Below are 16,922 nucleotides of genomic sequence, written 5' to 3'. Positions count from 1 at the left end.
ATCGGATCAGGCGTCGATCTTCGGGTCGAGGGAGCCGTTGGCGTAGCGCTTGGCCATCTCGGCCACCGAGATCGGGCGGATCTTCGAGCCCTGGCCGGCGGTGTTGAACTCCTCGAAGCGCTGCTTGCACAGCTTGGTCATCGCCTCCATGGCGGGCTTGAGGTACTTGCGCGGATCGAACTCGGAGGGGTTCTCGGTCAGCACCTTCCGGATCTGGCCGGTCATCGCCATGCGGTTGTCGGTGTCGATGTTGATCTTGCGCACGCCGTGCTTGATGCCGCGCTGGATCTCCTCCACCGGCACGCCCCAGGTCGGCTTCATCTGGCCGCCATACTGGTTGATGATGTCCTGAAGGTCCTGCGGCACCGAGGAGGAGCCGTGCATGACGAGGTGGGTCGTCGGCAGGCGGCGATGGATCTCCTCGATCACGCCCATGGCGAGCACGTCGCCGTCCGGCTTGCGGGTAAACTTGTAGGCGCCGTGGCTGGTGCCCATGGCCACCGCCAGCGCATCGACCTTGGTGGCGGCCACGAACTTCACCGCCTCGTCCGGATCGGTCAGGAGCTGGTCGTGCGACAGCACGCCCTCGGCGCCGTGGCCGTCCTCGGCCTCGCCCTGGCCGCTCTCCAGCGAGCCGAGCACGCCGAGTTCGCCCTCGACGGAGACGCCGGCCCAGTGGGCCATCTTGGTGACGTTGCGGGTGATCTCGACGTTGTAGTTGTAGTCGGCCGGAGTCTTGCCGTCGGCCTTGAGCGAGCCGTCCATCATCACCGAGGTGAAGCCGTACTGGATCGCGGTGGCGCAGGTGGCTTCGTTGTTGCCGTGGTCGAGATGCATGCAGACGGGAATGTGCGGGTAGATCTCGACGAGGCCGTCGATGAGCTTGGCCAGCACCACGTCGTTGGCATAGGCGCGTGCACCCCGGCTCGCCTGGAGGATCACCGGCGAGTCGGTGGCGTCCGCCGCCGCCATGATGGCGAGCCCCTGCTCCATGTTGTTCAGGTTGAACGCGGGCACGCCGTAGCCGTACTCGGCGGCGTGATCGAGGAGCTGCCGAAGGGTGATGCGTGCCATGATTCGATCCTCGTGCGATGCGGCCTCAGCCGGGCCTGTCCCGTGTTGAGGCCAATATAGGTGCCGCCGCGCCGAGAGCCTGCGCAGGGCGATGAAAAACTTGGGCTTCCCCGCCTTCTGCCGCTTCCGCAGCAAGCCCTCTTCCCGCTGCCGGAGAGGGGGCCACGGAGGGGTCTGGGCGACGGGAGCGCGCCGTGTCCGGGTTAAACCCGAGCCGGCTCCTCTCCCGCCCGCTCCGCGGGCTCCCTCCCCCCTTGAAGAGGGAGGATTGATCCGGTCTCAGCCCTTGGCGCGCAGCGCCTCGACGCCGGGGAGCTCCTTGCCCTCAAGCCATTCGAGGAAGGCACCGCCCGCGGTGGAGACGTAGGAGAAGTCTTCGCCCACGCCGGCATGGTTCAGCGCCGCCACCGTGTCGCCGCCGCCCGCCACGCTGACGAGCTGGCCGGCCTTGGTGCGGGCCGCCGCGTGCCGGGCCACCGCCACCGTGCCGGTGTCGAAGGGCGTCAGTTCGAAGGCGCCGAGCGGGCCGTTCCAGACCAGCGTGCGCGCCTCGTCGATGGCGCCGTCGATCGTGGCGATCGAGGAGGCGCCGACATCGAGGATCATCGCGTCGGAGGGAACGGCATCCACCGTCACGGTCTCGTTCTCGGCGTTGGCCTTGAACTCGCGCGCGACCAGCGCATCGGCCGGCAGGATGATGGTGCAGTTCTTCTCCTTGGCCGCAGTCAGGATGCGCTGGGCGGTCTCGGCGAGATCCTTCTCGCACAGCGACTTGCCGACATCCTTGCCCTGCGCGTGCAGGAAGGTGTTGGCCATGCCGCCGCCGATCACCAGCATGTCGACCTTGGCGACGAGGTTTTCGAGAAGGTCGATCTTGGTCGAGACCTTGGCGCCGCCGACAATGGCGATGACCGGGCGGGCCGGAGATTCGAGCCCCTTGGTCAGCGCGTCGAGTTCGGCCTGCATCAGGCGGCCGGCATAGGCCGGCAGCAGGCGGGCGAGTCCCTCGGTCGAGGCGTGCGCCCGGTGAGCGGCGGAGAAGGCCTCGTTGACGTAGAGGTCGCCGTTCTCCGCGAGCGCCCGTGCGAACTCGGCGTCGTTCTTCTCCTCGCCTGCGTGGTAGCGGGTGTTCTCGAGAAGCAGCACGTCGCCGTCGTTCAGCGCCGCGACCGCCTTGGCCGCAGCCTCACCGACGCAATCCTCGCCGAAGGCCACCGGACGGGCGAGCTTTTCGGACAGCGTCGGCAGGATCGGCTTGAGCGAATCCTTCGGATCCGGCTTGCCCTTGGGGCGGCCGAAATGCGCGAGCAGGATCACCCGTCCGCCCGCATCCGCAATCTCGCGGATCGTCGGCACCACGCGCTCGATCCGGGTCGCGTCGGTGACGCGGCCGCCCTCCATCGGCACGTTGAGATCGACGCGCAGCAGCACGCGCTTGCCCTGGAGCGGGCCGGCATCGTCGAGGGTGCGGAAATCCGTCATGGCGGCGTCGGGTTCTTCTCAGTGCGCTCTCCGCCGAAGTGGATACCGGTTCGGCGTGAGAGAGCGCGGCAAAACAGGAATTTAGAGCCGGGCATGATCGCGGCGCGATCGTGCTTGGTCCTAAGGGTTGGAGGCCGGGGGAGTGGCGGGCGCGGTCTGGCTCTGGCCACCGACGCCGTGCGGCAGCATCCGGTCGAGGTTCAGCCGCTGCACGGCAACCATCAGCGCGACGGTGAGCACGGCCGTGATGATCGCGGTCAGAACGAGGGCGCCGGTGCCGGGCAGGCGGCCGACCCGGTCGGACAGGGTGCGGACTTCGCTGCGAAGCGACGAGAGGTCGGCCTGACGGGCGGCGTCGTTCATCCGGACCGAGGCCGACTCGACCTTCTCTTCGACGCGCGAGAGCAGCGCCTCGGAGCGGGCGTACTTGTCCTCGATGCGCGCGGTCTTGTCCTCGATGCGGGCAAGCTGGTCGGCGTGATAGCCGGCGCCGGAGGCGGGCAGCTCGGCCTTGCCGACGCTCGGCGACGGGGCCGCGGGAACGGGCGTCGCGGCGGCGGACGGCGGGGAGGAGGAAGAGGTCGCGGGAATGAAGTCGCCCCCGGAAGGCTTTGCCGGCGAAGTCTCGGTCATCGCATACGCACCTTGGATCTTCGGCGAGCTGGGCTCGCCTAAGGGAACTCGAAGGCAGTCCGGAGCGGCCGACGCACACGGCCGGCCGCTCCCGTGGAAGCGTAGCTAGAGCGTCAGATCAGCTTGGCCATGGCCACGGCGGTGTCGGCCATGCGGTTCGAGAAGCCCCACTCGTTGTCGTACCAGGACAGAATGCGCACGAAGGTGCCGTCCATGACCTTGGTCTGGTCGAGGTGGAAGGTGGACGAGTGCGGATCGTGGTTGAAATCGATCGACACGTTCGGCCGGTCGGTCACGCCGAGCACGCCCTTGAGCGGGCCGGCGGCGGCCGCCTTGATCGCGTCGTTGATCTCCTGGACCGAGGTCTCGCGCTTGGCGGTGAAGACGAGATCGACCGCCGAGACGTTCGGGGTCGGAACGCGGATCGCGGTGCCGTCGAGCTTGCCCTTCAGCTCCGGCAGGACGAGGCCGACGGCCTTGGCGGCTCCGGTCGAGGTCGGGATCATCGAGAGCGCGGCGGCGCGCGCCCGGTAGAGATCCTTGTGCATCTGATCCAGCGACGGCTGGTCGTTGGTGTAGGAGTGGATCGTGGTCATGAAGCCGCGCTCGATGCCCACCGTCTCGTGGATGATCTTGGCGACCGGCGCGAGGCAGTTCGTGGTGCAGGAGGCGTTGGAGACCACGAGGTGCTCGCCCGTGAGCCGGTCGTGGTTGACGCCGTAGACCACCGTCAGGTCGGCGCCGTCGGCGGGCGCCGAGACGAGGACGCGCTTGGCACCCGCGTCGAGGTGGGCCTTCGCCTTGTCCTTCGAGGTGAAGATGCCGGTGCATTCCATCGCGATATCGACGCCGAGATCGCGGTGCGGCAACTCGGCCGGGTTACGCACGGCGGTGACGCGGATGCGCTTGCCGTTGATGACGATGTCGTCGCCCTCGACCGCGACCTCGGCCGGGAACCGGCCATGCACGGAATCGTAGCGCAGCAGGTGGGCGTTGGTCTCGACGGGGCCGAGATCGTTGATCGCGACGACCTCGATGTCGGTGCGGCCGGCCTCGACGATGGCACGCAGCACGTTGCGGCCGATGCGCCCGAACCCGTTGATGGCAACCTTGACGGTCACGGCGTGACTCCTTCGTGATGAGGCGCACCCGCGCGCCGATGAAAAACAGGGCGGGCCCGCCAGCGGCGTTCGCGCGCGGCGCCCGAAGTCGATGAGACCGCTCCAAGCGGGGAGGGACTGAACCGGGGATGAACCGTGACGCGGCCCGCACCCGTCCGGTCGGCGGACGGTCTGAGCGGAGAGCCGGAAAGGATCACGGTCTTGGGAATCCGTTGGGCGGCCCCGCGCCGGGGGATCGGGGCCGGGCGCCGGCTCTCTAACATGGCCCTCCGGACTGTCAAAGATCGTGGGTAGGCCTGTGAATTGTCTGGAATTTCGAATGCTCTTGGCTGAAACCTGTTGGTCGCGAGGGTTCGGAGTACCGCGAAAGTCCGTCCGTGGTCGGCCGTTTGCGTTCTGGCCGCCGCGGCGCTGGACGCGTTCCGTGGCAGGACCCAGCGAGGCGGCAATCAACGGGTGATCATGGCGCGAGCGGATTCAAGGGCAGCGCAGGCGAGAGAGCAGCAGGGCGGCAACCTGGAAGAGGCGTTGCACCGGCTCGACACGGCTCTCGCGCTGCTGGAGACGGCGGTGGCCCGCAAGCTCGAGGCCGAGCGCAGCCGCGGCGACCGGGAGACGGAGTTCGCCCTGCTCGAAGAGGACCGGGTTCGGCTTGCCGCCGAACTCGATGCGGCGGGCGCGCGGCTCGCGCGGATGACGAGCACCACCGGCGAGGTCAACCGCCGCCTCGATCGCGCCATCGAGACCGTGGAAGACGTCCTGTCCGGCCCGGCCGGGCGCTGAGTTCGAGTCAGGTTCAAACGCGGATGCCGCACGTCAACGTCACCATCGCGGGCAAGAGCTACCGGATGGCCTGCGGCCCCGGCGAGGAGGACCATCTCGCGGCGCTCGCTAAGAGCTTCGACGACCGGGTCACCGAGATGCGCGGCACCTTCGGCGAGATCGGCGACATGCGCCTGCACGTGATGGCCTCGCTGACGCTGGCCGACGAGCTGCACGAGGCTCGCCGCCGCATCGCCGATCTGGAGCGTGGCGCGGCCCAGGGCGCCGCGGAGCAGGCGCGGCTCGCGGGCGGCGTCGGCGTCGCCGCCGAGCGCATCGACCGGCTCGCACGGGCGCTGTCGGGCCAATCGGTCGGGCCCTCGGGCGGCAAGGGCGAGCAAGGGCGAGAGTGAACGCGACGGTCGAGACGGGCCGGACGACCGGCCGCGAGACGAAGATGCCGCAGCCGGATCATCGTGCCGGCTTCGAATTTCTGGAGCGCGGCGCGATCACCCCCTGGCGCCCGGGCCCCGGCGCGTCTATCTCTGGCAGGCGGGGCTGCAGAGTTCGTCAGGAGAACTTTCCCCGGGGCCTTATCGACTCCCTCGGGAGCTGTCACTGGCCTCGTCCGTGGACTTGGCCAACACGGCGCCCACCTACTCTGTAGGTTTCCCGGGATCGACACTCCAACGGCTCAAGTGGCTCCGCACTCTTCCCCTGAACGCTCGCTCAAGGCGAGCCTCCGCGCCGAGGCGCTCAAGCGCCGCGATGCGCTCTCGCCCGAGGCCCGTGCCGCCGGCTCACTCGCCGCTGCTGAGACCATCGCGGGCTTTCCCGAACTCGCGCAGGCGCCGCTGGTCGGCGCCTTCTGGCCGATCCGCAGTGAGATTGATCCGCGCCCTCTGATCGAGCGCCTGTTCGCCCGCGGCCAGCGGGTCGCCCTGCCGAAGGTCACCAAGCAGGGCCTCGTCTTTCGCGAATGGCGGGCCGGCGAGGAACTGGTCCAGGGCGGCTTCGGCCTCAGCGAGCCGCGCGACGACCTTCCGCCCCTCGACCCCACCGCCCTGATCGTGCCGCTCGCCGCCTTCGACCGGGCGGGCCAGCGCATCGGCTACGGCGCGGGCTACTACGATCAGGCGATCGAGCGGCTCTCGAAGAACGGTCCGGTGCTGACGGTGGGCATCGCATTTTCCGTCCAGGAGATCGAGCGCGTTCCGGCCGAGCCGCACGACCGTCCCCTCGACCATCTCGTGACCGAGACCGGACCCGTGCCGCTCCGGCAAAGCTGAATCTTCGCGATGCGCATCCTTTTCCTCGGCGACATCGTCGGGCGCCCCGGCCGCCACGCCGTCACCGAACGTCTTCCCGGCCTTCGCGAGCGCTGGCGACTCGATTGCGTGGTCATCAACGGCGAGAACGCGGCCGGCGGCTTCGGCATCACCGAATCGATCTGCGACGAGATCCTCCAGGCCGGCGCCGACGCGGTGACGCTCGGCAATCATTCCTTCGACCAGCGCGAGGCGCTCGTCTTCATCGCCCGCCAGCCGCGGCTGATCCGGCCGGCGAACTACCCGCCCGGAACGCCGGGCCGGGGCGCGACGGTGATCGAGACGGCGCGCGGCGCCCGCGTGCTCGTCGTCAACGTGATGGGCCGGATCTACCTCGACCCCCTCGACGATCCCTTCACTGCGGCCGACCGGGAACTCGATGCCTGCCCGCTCGGGGCGGCGGCGGATGCGGTGATCGTCGACATGCACGCCGAGGCCACCAGCGAGAAGCAGGCCATGGCGCATTTCCTCGACGGCCGGGCCAGCCTCGTCGTCGGCACCCACACCCATGCGCCCACCGGCGACCACCGCATCCTGCCCGGCGGCACCGCCTACCTCTCCGATGCCGGCATGTGCGGCGACTACGATTCGATCCTCGGCATGCAGAAGGACGAACCGATCCGCCGCTTTCTGCAGAAGACGCCGGGCTCGCGGCTCGAAGCGGCGACCGGCGAGGGCACGCTGTGCGGGGTCGCGGTCGAGACCGACGACGCGACGGGACTGGCCAAGCAGGTCTGGGCGGTGCGGCTCGGGCCGCATCTGGAAGAGACCTGGCCGCGCGCCTGGGACTGAGTTCCCGCATCGAGGCGCGTTGAACGAGCGCGCGCCGCGACTTGATCGCGGCCGGCCGAGCCGCCAGAGTGCCGCCGATTTCGTCACAGCGGTGCCGCCGGTCCCGGCGTGAGGCCCCAACTCGAGTATGGACCCGATGGCGGCCCGTTCCGCGTCCCCCGACACGCCTCCCCTGGCCAAACCCGGCATGACGCTGGTGCGGATGCTGGTGTTCCTGGCGCTCGCGGGCTTCCTCGCCTTCGTCCTCTACAAGCAGATCACGCCGGCCTTCCTCGCCAATCCGGGCCTGAACGGCCTGATCCTCGGTGTCCTGCTGATCGCGGTGCTGCTCGCTTTCGGTCAGGTGACACGGCTGTTTCGCGAGGTGCGCTACGTCAACGCGGTCGCCGCCGGGCAGAATCCGAAGGAGCGGCCGACCCTGCTGGGTCCCCTGCTGCCGGCCATCGCGGCCCGGCGCGAGGGCGTGACGCTGACCTCCACCCGCGCCCATCTCGACACCACCGCCGTGCGGCTCGACGAAGGCCGCGAGATCCTGCGCTACATCGCCGGCATCCTGATCCTGCTCGGCCTGCTCGGCACCTTCTGGGGCCTGATCGAGACGCTCTCGGCGGTGGGTTCGGTGATCGGCGGCATGCGCGGCGGCGGGGACGCGGCGGTGATGTTCGACGAGTTGAAGAGCGGGCTCGCCGTGCCGCTCTCCGGCATCGGCCTGGCCTTCTCCGCCTCGCTGTTCGGCCTCGCCTCCTCGCTGATCGTCGGCTTCCTCGATCTGCAGGCCGGCCAAGCCCATGCGCGCTTCCATAACGAGTTGGAGGATTGGCTGGTCTCCGGCGAGGAGCAGGCGGTCGCCACCACCGCCATCGCCGCCCGCCCCGCGCCGGAGCACGACCCGGCCATTGCCCGCGAGCTTCAGGCCGCCGTCGACCGTCTCAGCGGTGTCATCGCCGAGGGCGCCGGGGGCCGCGGTGCGACCCAGGCCATGACCAACCTCGCCGAGGGCATCCAGGGCCTCGTGCAGCACATGCGCGCCGAGCAGCAGATGATCCGCGACTGGGTCGAGGCCCAGGCCGCCCGCGAGCGCGAGCTGAAGCAGGTGCTCGAAAGGCTGGCGCGCGAGAAGGTCAATTAAGAATGGCGTCGGTCCGCGCGCGCGCGCAGCGCAGCCTGAATGTCTGGCCGGGCTACGTCGATGCGCTCGCCACCCTTCTGCTCGCGGTCGTGTTCCTGCTCACCGTCTTCGTGGTCGGGCAGTTCTTCCTGTCGCAGGAGCTGACCGGGCGGGACGCGGTGCTCAACCGCCTCAACCGCCAGATCGCCGACCTCACCGACCTGCTGGCGCTGGAGCGCTCCAGCCGTCGTGCGCAGGAGGAGGCAGCCTCCGGCCTGCGCAACACGCTGACCGCAACGGAAGCCGAGCGCGACCGGCTCCGGGCGCTCGCCGACGCCAGCGAGGCGGCCTCGGGCAAGAGCGCCGATGTCGATGCGCAGCTCGCCGCCGAGCGGGGCGCGACGCAGCGGGCGCAGAACCAGGTCGAGCTGCTCAACGAGCAGATCCGGGCGCTGCGCCGGCAGCTCGCGGCGCTGGAGGATGCACTGGCGGCCTCTGAGACCCGCGACCGTGAGAGCCAGGCGCGCATCGCCGAACTCGGCAGCCGCCTCAACGTCGCGCTCGCTCAGCGGGTGCAGGAACTCGCCCGCTATCGCTCCGACTTCTTCGGACGCCTACGCCAGGTCATCGGTAGCCGCACGGATGTGCGCATCGTCGGCGACCGCTTCGTCCTGCAATCCGAGGTGCTGTTCGCGGCGGGCTCCGCGGCGCTGAAGCCGGAGGCCGGGCCGGAACTCGACCGGATCGCCGGGGCGATCCTCGACATCGCCAAAGAAATCCCCGCCGACATCCCCTGGGTGCTGCGCGTCGACGGCCACACCGATGCGCGACCGATCCAGTCGGCGCAGTTTCCCTCGAACTGGGCGCTCTCGGCGGCGCGCGCCATCGCGGTCGTACAGTATCTGCGGAGCAAGGGGCTTCCGCCGCAGCGGCTCCTGGCCGGCGCTTTCGGCGAGTTCCAGCCGCTCGATTCGGGAACGAGCGAGGAGGCCTATTCGCGCAACCGCCGGATCGAGATGAAGCTGACCGAGCGGTGAGAGCAATCCCGCTCCCCTCTGCGGGAGTGGGTGGCCCTTAAAGGAGGGTCGGCTGGGAGCCAGTTAAGGTTCCTCCGGAAGCGTCGTCCCCTCTCTCACCTCGCATCCACGAGGCACCCTACCCCGCAGATGGTGAGGGTTGGGCCGCTAAAACTCGCTCCGATACGCAAACAATCCTGGCACCCCGCCGGTCATCACGAACAGCACCGCCGCGCCGCGCTCGTAGGCGCCCGTGCGTACATCGTGGAGCAAGCCGGCAAACGCCTTGCCGCTGTAGACCGGATCGAGCAGCAGCCCTTCGGTCCGCGCCATCAGCCGCACGGCCTCGCGCATGCCCTCGGTCGGGATGCCGTAGCCCGGCCCGCGATGGGCGCCGTCCACGCGGATGGCGTCGTCGGAAAGAGTCAGGCCGACGTCGATCAGCGCGAGGGTCTCGCGGGCTTTGGCCAGCGTCGCCGCCCGGGCCTCGGGCTCCGGTGCCAGCACCGTGTAGGACTGGGCCAGATGCGGGTCCCGGCCGGCGGCGGCGAGGCCTGCGGCGAGGCCGGCATGGGTGCCGGAGCTGCCGTTCGGCACGACGATGCGGGCGAAGCCGAGGCCGAGATTGGCCGATTGCTCCAGGATCTCGGCGGCGCAGGCCGCGTAGCCGAGGCAACCGAGCGGGCTCGACCCGCCGGAGGGAAAGACAAAGACGCGCCGCCCCTCCCCTTTCAGCTCGTCCGCCCGAGCCTCGGCCTGCGCCAGCGAATCGGCCTCACCCGGCAGCAGGTGGACGCGGGCGCCGAACAGATCCTGCAGCAGCCGGTTGCCGTTGGCCGTGTAGTCGGCGTCCTCCCGCGGGACGCTGCGGGTGAGGAACAACTCGCAGGCGAGCCCCATCCGCGCGGCGGAGGCGGCGGTGAGCCGGGCGTGATTTGACTGCAGCGCACCGACGGTGATCACCGTGTCGGCCCGCTCTGCCAGGGCTTGGCCGAGCAGGAATTCGAGCTTGCGCAGCTTGTTGCCGCCCAGGCCCACCGGGCCGACATCATCGCGCTTCACGAACAGGCGCACGCCGTTCAGCTCAGGCCCGAGATGGGTCGAGAGCCGGTCTAGGGAGCGGATCGGCGTCGGCCCGTCGGTGAGCGCCACGCGGGGGAAGCGGGTGAGGTCCATCGATCTCCCTTGCGCCCGCTATTCCGCCGCGTGTTTCGGGCGCGGGTCGCGGGATCGCGCACTTTCGTCGAAGCTGTCGGCGAATTGCAGGCTCGCGAGCTGCGCGTAGAGGGCGCCGTGGGCGAGCAGGCTCTCATGCGTGCCCTCCTCGACGATCTTGCCCCCGTCGAAGACGAGGATGCGGTCGGCGGCGCGGATGGTCGCGAGCCGGTGGGCGATCACCAGGGTGGTGCGCCCCTGCATCAGCCGGTCGAGGGCGTTCTGCACCGCGCGCTCGCTCTCGGCGTCCAGCGCCGAGGTCGCCTCGTCGAGGAGCAGGACCGGGGCGTCCTTGAGGATCGCGCGGGCGATGGCGACGCGCTGGCGCTGCCCGCCCGAGAGCGTGGTGCCGCGCTCGCCGAGCAGCGTCGCGTAGCCCTGCGGCAGGGCCCGGATGAAGCCGTCGGCATTGGCGAGCCGGGCAGCCTCCTCCACCTCCGCCTCGCTGGCGCCGGGACGGCCGTAGCGGATATTTTCGAGAACCGTGCCGGAGAACACCACCGGGTCCTGCGGCACCAGGGAGAGGCGCTGGCGCAGCGCGTCGAGATCGGCCTGCGGCAGGGGCACGCCGTCGATCGTCACGCGTCCCTCATCGGGATCGTAGAAGCGCAGCAGCAGTTGCAGCACCGTGGTCTTGCCGGCGCCCGAGGGACCGACCAGGGCGATGCGCTCGCCCGGCGCCGCCGTGAACGAGATGCCGTCGAGGGCCGCGTGCTCGGGTCGGGTCGGGTAGCGGAAGCGGACCGACTCGAACGCGACGGCGCCGCGGGCCGGGCTCGGCAGGGCGATCGGGTGCTCGGGCGAACGGATCGCCGGCTCGGCGGCTAGGATCTCGCCGAGCCGCTCGGCCGCACCCGCCGCCTGGGCGAGTTCGCCGTAAACCTCGGAGAGCTGACCCAGCGCGCTGGCGCCGAACACGGCGTAGAGCACGAATTGGGAGAGCTGACCGGCGGTGGTGGTGCCGGCGAGCACCTCCTTGGCGCCGTACCACATGACGCCGACCACCGAGGCCGAGATCAGGAAGATCGCCACGCCGGTGAGCAGGGCGCGCGCGGTGATCGAGGCGCGCGCCGCCCGGTAGGCATTCTCGGAGGCGCCCGCGAAGCGCTCGGCAGTCGCGCGGCCCATGCCGAAAGCCTGCATCGTGCGGATAGCACCGACGGCTTCGGCCGCGTAGGCCGACGCGTCGGCCAGCCGGTCCTGCGCCGCGCGGGAGCGGCGGCGCACGCCGCGGCCCGACAGGATCAACGGGAAGACGATCAGCGGAATGGCCGCGAGCACGAGGATCGACAGGCCGGGGCTGGTCCAGACCATCAGGACGACGGCGCCGACGAACAGGAACAGGTTGCGCAGCAGGATCGAGATCGAGACCCCGAACACCGCCTTGACCTGCGTCGCGTCGGCCGTCAGGCGCGAGACGATCTCGCCCGATTGCGACTTGTCGAAGAAGGTCGGATCGAGGCTCGTCAAACGGGCGAAGACCGCCGAGCGCAGATCCGCCACGACGCGCTCGCCCAGAGTCACCACCGAGTAGTAGCGCCCGGCACTCGACACCGCGAGCACCGCCACGACGCCGAGCAGGGCCACGAAGTAGGAATTGATGAGGGCCTGCCCCTCCGGCGAGAAGCCGTGGTCGATCACGCGGCGAATCGCGATCGGCACGACCAGCGTCGCGCCCGACGCCGCGATCAGCGAGATCAGCGCCGCGAGGATGCGGCCCCGATAGCGGCTCGCGAAGGGAATCAGGGGTTTGAGCGCCCCGAGCGGCGCCCGCCCCCGGAGAGCCGCCTGCGGATCGCCCCCCATATCGCTCCCTCTGTCGCTCCTCGCGCCGGACGACGCGTCACGCCTGCGGGCCATCATTCCTCGACATCGTTTAGTCCCGTTCCTTGCCGCTTCTGTCTTATCGTTCTGGGCTCAGGCCATCGCATAAGCAGCGCGCGCCGCGATTTCCAGTTCGTGCCGGACCTGGCGAGACGTCATGACCGATGGTCGTGCTGCGATTTCGCCTGCGACCGCCGATCCGTCCTCTCTTGTCCGTCGCCCGAGGCTGAGGTATAGGCGCGCCTTCATCGGAATGCGCGCGATGTTTTGCCCCTGGCTCTTCCCCTGAGTGGCGGGGCCGGTCGGCGTGCTACCTCAGGAATTCGTCATGGCAAAGAACGAGGCCGCCAAGGCCAAGGGGACCGAGCACCCCGACTACCACTTCATCAAGGTCGTGATGACCGACGGCACCGAGTACAAGACCCGGTCGACCTACGGCAAGGAAGGCGACGTCCTCAACCTGGACATCGACCCGACCACGCACCCGGCCTGGACCGGCGGCGAGCAGAAGATGCTCGATCGCGGCGGGCGCGTCTCGCGCTTCAACTCGCGCTTCGGCGGCCTCGGCTTCGGCAAGAAGTGATTCTTTTCGGGACGGACTCCGGTCCGGTTCGTTGAAACGGCGCCGCTCGCGGCGCCGTTTTCGTTTGTGCGCGAGGGGCAACGCGCCGTTCGCATGAGCCCGCCGAGGGGCGCTGCCGGAACAGACACTTTTTCCGAATCGAACGGGCGCGGCCATCGGCTGATGGCACGCGCCCGATCTGGCCCCGACCTCGATCACCGGGAACGGCTTTTCGCGGGCGAACGCCTCACTCGCCGCCGAACGCGGCCCGCAGGCGACCGAACTGCGCGGTAACGGGGCTCTCCCGCGGCACCGGCACGGGACGGTCTTCACTGATCAGCGCATCGAGGTGAAGGATGCGCGCGTGCAGCCGGCGCGAGCGGCGCACGAGGTCCTGGAGCCGCAGCGGCAAGGTGGCGAAGGCCTCACCGGCCTCCGGCAGGGCGCGCTCCGATTCGGCGAGCTTGACTCGGGTCTTCTCCTCCTGCGCCTGACTCACCGAGAGTTCGCCCTCGGACACCGCCCGCTGCACCAGCAGCCAAGAGGCGATCTGCATCAGCCGCGTGGTGAGGCGCATGCTCTCGCTGGCATAGGCCAGCGTGGCATCACGCGAGATCAGCCGCGATTCGGCCCTGCCCTCCCCGTCGAGATAGGCCGCGGTCTCTTCGACCAGCAGCATGCCCTCGCGAAACAGGGTCTTGAATGCCTCCGACGACACGTAGGACTCGCCGAAGCTCACCCACTCACGGTCGTCCCGGAACGTGACGTCGAACTCGGTCATCCTGCCTCCTGTGCCGCCGGCGAACCATCTGTCCCGCCTCGGGACGATCTCGGTGCGAATGCAGCCAGTGGGGCAAGTGTAGCGCCGAACGCGAGCCGGGTGAGGGTTCACGTCTTTTTAACGTTAACGGGGCCGGCGCAGCAAAGGGCGCGAAGCCTGCCATGGGCGTCGGCGCCAAAAAAGAAGCCGCTCCAGAGGAGCGGCTGTCACGAGTCTTACAGGGAGGCATCAAACAGACTGGACGGAGATCCCAATCAGGATCCAGACAATCTGGATGTGCCTCTTTGTAGAACGGAAAGGTTAACGCAGCGTTAAACGCTCGCTAGGCGTCTCAAAAAAGCTGCATGGCGTCGGGATCGAGGGCTGAAAACGCGGCCGGATATGACATCGAGCCGCCAATACGCACGAGGGTGACCCATTAGGGTTGCGGCACCCTCCCCCGCCCCGCATCCGCATCGGCATGGCGTCATTGACTTGCGGCGCCCCCTCCGCCATAAGCCGCGCCATTGCGAAGCGGCGCCCTGTTCGGGGCGCCCTTCGCGTTTGCAGATCCCATTTCGAGGTCCACGCACGGTCCGCGCGCTGAACACAAGCGCCGCCGGGTCGATACCTCGACCGCCGGAGACCGATCATGAAGAGAACCTACCAGCCCAGCAAGCTCGTCCGTAAGCGCCGTCACGGCTTCCGCGCCCGCATGGCGACCGCCGGCGGCCGCAAGGTCATCGCTGCCCGCCGCGCGCACGGCCGCAAGCGCCTCTCGGCCTGATACAATCCGTGGCGCCGCACGCCGGCGCCACGTTTCGCAACACGAGCCCGCGAATCGGGATCGGAGCGCCCGTGCCGACGATCGGACGTCTCCGGCGGCGCCCGGACTTCCTGGCAGCCGCCCAGGGCCGGCGCTTCCACACGGAACGCATGAGCGCCCAGGGGCGCCTGCGCACGCCCGACGAGACCCGCGACGGCGCGCCCGCCGAGGGGCTCTTCCTCGGCTTCACCATCACCAAGCGCGTAGGGCATGCGACCGAACGCAACCGGATCCGGCGTCGCCTGCGCAGCGCCGTCGCTGCCGTGGCCGCGGACGCCCCCGCGATCGGAGCGGATGTCGTGGTGATCGCCCGACGCCCCGCCCTCGACGCGCCCTTCGAAAGTCTCGTCGCGGATCTGCGCCGGGCCCTCCACACGGTGACGCGCCCGGCCTCGCCCCGTTCCGGCGACGCTTCCAGACCATCTCCCTCTCCATCGCGACGCGGCGGCTCACGCTCCGGCCGCGGTGCGAACGCGGGTGGCACTCCGCCCTTTCCCTCCACATCGAAGGCGCCTGACGGATCGACCGATGGGTAACGACAAGACGAACATGTTCGTCGCCATCGCCTTGTCGCTGGTGGTCCTGCTTGGCTGGCATTACTTCGTCACCGGGCCGGCCAGCGAGCGGCAGCGACAGGCGGCGCAGAGCCAGACCACGCAGCAATCCGGCGTGCCGCAGACGGCCGACGGCATCCCCGCCCCGAGCCCGCGGGAGGGCAGCCCCAACGCGCCCGTTCCCGGCACGGTGCCGGGCACCGCTGCGCAGGGCCCCGTCTCCCGCGAGGACGCGCTGGCCCGCTCGGCCCGCGTGCGCATCGACACGCCCGCCCTCTACGGCTCGATCGCGCTCAAGGGTGCGCGCATCGACGACGTGAGCCTGAAGAACTACCACGAGACCGTCAGCGACGAGAGCCCGCGCATCGTGCTGCTCTCGCCCATCGGCAGCGCCAACCCCTATTATGCCGAGTTCGGCTGGGTCGGCGCCAATGCCGGGCCGCTGCCCACCAGCGAGACGGTGTGGAAGGCCGACGGCGAGTTGCTCGCCCCCGGCAAGCCGCTGACGCTGAGCTGGGACAACGGCCAGGGCCTCGTGTTCAAGCGCATCGTCGCGGTCGACGACAAGTTCATGTTCACGGTTCGCGACGAGGTGGAGAACACCTCGGCCAACCCGGTGACGCTCTATCCCTACAGCCTCGTCTCGCGCTGGGGTAAGCCGCACACTCAGGGCTACTTCGTGCTGCACGAGGGCCTGATCGGCGTGCTCGGCAACGACGGCCTGCAGGAATACACCTACGACAAGGTCGCCAAGGAGCCGGCCTATGGCGGCCCCGGCACGCTGGGCAAGGCCTGGACGAACGTGACCGGCGGCTGGGTCGGCATCACCGACAAGTACTGGGCCGCCGCGGCCATTCCGGAGCAGGACAAGCCCTTCACCGGCGCCTTCACCGAGCGCACCGACGGCGCGACCAAGGTCTACCAGACCTCCGTGCGCGCCGACGCCGTGACGGTGGCACCGAACGCATCCTCGACCACGACCCAGCGCCTGTTCGCAGGCGCCAAGGAGGTCAACCAGATCAACGCCTACGAGCGCGAGCTCGGCATCAAGCAGTTCGACCTGATGATCGACTGGGGCTGGTTCTGGTTCCTGACCAAGCCGATGTTCCGGGCGCTGGACTTCTTCTTCCATCTCGCCGGGAATTTCGGCGTCTCGATCCTGCTCGTGACGCTGATCCTGAAGATCTTCTTCCTGCCGATCGCCAACCGCTCCTACGTCTCCATGGCCAAGATGAAGGCCGTGCAGCCGGAGATGACCTCCATCCGGGAGCGCTACAAGGACGACCGGACGAAGCAGCAACAGGCGATGATGGAGCTGTACAAGAAGGAGAAGATCAATCCGGTGGCCGGCTGCTGGCCGGTGCTGATCCAGATCCCGGTCTTCTTCGCGCTCTACAAGGTCCTGTTCATCACCATCGAGATGCGGCACGCGCCGTTCTTCGGCTGGATCCAGGACCTCGCCGCGCCCGATCCGACGAGCATCGTCAACCTGTTCGGCCTCCTGCCGTTCGCCGCGCCCGACTTCATCCATCTGGGCGTGTGGCCGATCATCATGGGCATCACGATGTTCGTGCAGATGAAGATGAACCCCGCGCCGCCGGACCCGGTCCAGGCGCAGGTCTTCGCCTTCATGCCGATCGTGTTCACCTTCATGCTCGGCTCGTTCCCGGCCGGACTGGTGATCTACTGGGCCTGGAACAACACTCTCTCGGTGATCCAGCAATACATCATCATGCGCCGGAACGGCGTGAAGGTGGAATTGTGGGACAACATGAGGGGCATGTTCAAACGCGGCGACAAGAAAGCCGCGGCCACCAAGAGCTGAGCGCCACGGCTCTCTCTTCCCTGGATCCCGGGCCTGCCCG

Annotated in this window: 17 protein-coding genes and 1 other RNA gene; 11 read left to right on the top strand and 7 right to left on the bottom strand. The window is 69.1% G+C overall.

Annotation, left to right across the window (positions count from 1 at the left end):
• Positions 1 to 6: 6 nt before the first annotated feature.
• The 4 genes from fba to gap form a co-directional block, all read right to left on the bottom strand.
• Positions 7 to 1,074 carry a class II fructose-bisphosphate aldolase gene (fba, locus tag MFF24_RS00740; RefSeq protein ID WP_108940267.1) on the bottom strand — a complete coding sequence of 356 codons (1,068 nt, stop codon included), beginning with the start codon at positions 1,072 to 1,074 and terminating at the stop codon, positions 7 to 9.
• Positions 1,075 to 1,353: 279 nt separating this feature from the next.
• Positions 1,354 to 2,556 (bottom strand): phosphoglycerate kinase, encoded by a 1,203-nt coding sequence (locus tag MFF24_RS00735; protein ID WP_238221655.1) that lies wholly within the window; start codon positions 2,554 to 2,556, stop codon positions 1,354 to 1,356.
• Positions 2,557 to 2,676: 120 nt separating this feature from the next.
• Positions 2,677 to 3,189, bottom strand: coding sequence for a hypothetical protein (locus MFF24_RS00730; RefSeq protein WP_238221653.1), 513 nt, complete (start codon positions 3,187 to 3,189; stop codon positions 2,677 to 2,679).
• A gap of 113 nt (positions 3,190 to 3,302) precedes the next feature.
• Positions 3,303 to 4,310 (bottom strand): type I glyceraldehyde-3-phosphate dehydrogenase, encoded by a 1,008-nt coding sequence (gene gap / locus MFF24_RS00725; RefSeq protein WP_238221652.1) that lies wholly within the window; start codon positions 4,308 to 4,310, stop codon positions 3,303 to 3,305.
• A 462-nt stretch (positions 4,311 to 4,772) separates the two neighbouring features.
• Here gap and MFF24_RS00720 point away from each other — a divergent pair, with 462 nt between their 5' ends.
• The 7 genes from MFF24_RS00720 (at position 4,773) to MFF24_RS00690 (ending at position 9,337) form a co-directional block, all read left to right on the top strand.
• Positions 4,773 to 5,093 (top strand): DUF4164 family protein, encoded by a 321-nt coding sequence (locus MFF24_RS00720; RefSeq protein ID WP_108940263.1) that lies wholly within the window; start codon positions 4,773 to 4,775, stop codon positions 5,091 to 5,093.
• Between the two features lie 23 nt (positions 5,094 to 5,116).
• Positions 5,117 to 5,485: a cell division protein ZapA gene (locus tag MFF24_RS00715; protein WP_108940262.1), complete on the top strand. Its 369-nt coding sequence runs from the start codon at positions 5,117 to 5,119 to the stop codon at positions 5,483 to 5,485.
• 139 nt (positions 5,486 to 5,624) lie between these two features.
• Positions 5,625 to 5,781: non-coding RNA, 6S RNA (ssrS, locus tag MFF24_RS00710), on the top strand.
• A complete protein-coding gene (locus MFF24_RS00705) occupies positions 5,771 to 6,361 on the top strand; it encodes a 5-formyltetrahydrofolate cyclo-ligase (protein ID WP_108940261.1) in 591 nt (196 codons plus the stop codon). The genes ssrS and MFF24_RS00705 overlap by 11 nt, the downstream gene beginning before the upstream one ends.
• Positions 6,362 to 6,370: 9 nt before the next feature.
• Positions 6,371 to 7,192, top strand: a complete 822-nt coding sequence (locus tag MFF24_RS00700; RefSeq protein ID WP_133090753.1) for a TIGR00282 family metallophosphoesterase — start codon at positions 6,371 to 6,373, stop codon at positions 7,190 to 7,192.
• Between the two features lie 136 nt (positions 7,193 to 7,328).
• Positions 7,329 to 8,321 (top strand): MotA/TolQ/ExbB proton channel family protein, encoded by a 993-nt coding sequence (locus MFF24_RS00695; protein ID WP_108940259.1) that lies wholly within the window; start codon positions 7,329 to 7,331, stop codon positions 8,319 to 8,321.
• Positions 8,322 to 8,323: 2 nt separating this feature from the next.
• Complete coding sequence (locus MFF24_RS00690; protein ID WP_108940258.1) at positions 8,324 to 9,337, top strand: peptidoglycan -binding protein; 1,014 nt, start codon at positions 8,324 to 8,326, stop codon at positions 9,335 to 9,337.
• 147 nt (positions 9,338 to 9,484) lie between these two features.
• On the opposite strand, the gene MFF24_RS00685 is transcribed toward MFF24_RS00690, so the two are convergent.
• Together MFF24_RS00685 and MFF24_RS00680 are read right to left on the bottom strand one after the other, a co-directional pair.
• Positions 9,485 to 10,492: a D-cysteine desulfhydrase family protein gene (locus MFF24_RS00685; RefSeq protein WP_238221651.1), complete on the bottom strand. Its 1,008-nt coding sequence runs from the start codon at positions 10,490 to 10,492 to the stop codon at positions 9,485 to 9,487.
• A gap of 18 nt (positions 10,493 to 10,510) precedes the next feature.
• On the bottom strand, positions 10,511 to 12,391 hold the full coding sequence (locus tag MFF24_RS00680; protein ID WP_373322648.1) for an ABC transporter transmembrane domain-containing protein: 1,881 nt from the start codon (positions 12,389 to 12,391) through the stop codon (positions 10,511 to 10,513).
• Positions 12,392 to 12,683: 292 nt separating this feature from the next.
• Here MFF24_RS00680 and rpmE point away from each other — a divergent pair, with 292 nt between their 5' ends.
• Positions 12,684 to 12,938, top strand: coding sequence for a 50S ribosomal protein L31 (gene rpmE, locus MFF24_RS00675; protein ID WP_108940255.1), 255 nt, complete (start codon positions 12,684 to 12,686; stop codon positions 12,936 to 12,938).
• Between the two features lie 226 nt (positions 12,939 to 13,164).
• On the opposite strand, the gene rcdA is transcribed toward rpmE, so the two are convergent.
• A complete protein-coding gene (gene rcdA / locus MFF24_RS00670) occupies positions 13,165 to 13,698 on the bottom strand; it encodes a protease adaptor protein RcdA (protein WP_108940254.1) in 534 nt (177 codons plus the stop codon).
• A gap of 631 nt (positions 13,699 to 14,329) precedes the next feature.
• Here rcdA and rpmH point away from each other — a divergent pair.
• From rpmH to yidC, 3 genes are all read left to right on the top strand, one after another.
• Positions 14,330 to 14,464, top strand: a complete 135-nt coding sequence (gene rpmH, locus MFF24_RS00665) for a 50S ribosomal protein L34 (RefSeq protein WP_012253788.1) — start codon at positions 14,330 to 14,332, stop codon at positions 14,462 to 14,464.
• Positions 14,465 to 14,535: 71 nt separating this feature from the next.
• Positions 14,536 to 15,039, top strand: coding sequence for a ribonuclease P protein component (gene rnpA / locus MFF24_RS00660; RefSeq protein WP_238221649.1), 504 nt, complete (start codon positions 14,536 to 14,538; stop codon positions 15,037 to 15,039).
• Positions 15,032 to 16,882, top strand: a complete 1,851-nt coding sequence (gene yidC, locus MFF24_RS00655; protein ID WP_238221648.1) for a membrane protein insertase YidC — start codon at positions 15,032 to 15,034, stop codon at positions 16,880 to 16,882. The genes rnpA and yidC overlap by 8 nt, the downstream gene beginning before the upstream one ends.
• Positions 16,883 to 16,922: the final 40 nt, after the last annotated feature.

Origin of the sequence: Methylorubrum aminovorans, assembly GCF_022179725.1 — a bacterium.
Taxonomy (GTDB): domain Bacteria; phylum Pseudomonadota; class Alphaproteobacteria; order Rhizobiales; family Beijerinckiaceae; genus Methylobacterium; species Methylobacterium aminovorans.
Note: the sequence above shows the minus strand (reverse complement) of the source record. Positions and strands in the feature narration are given on the sequence as shown.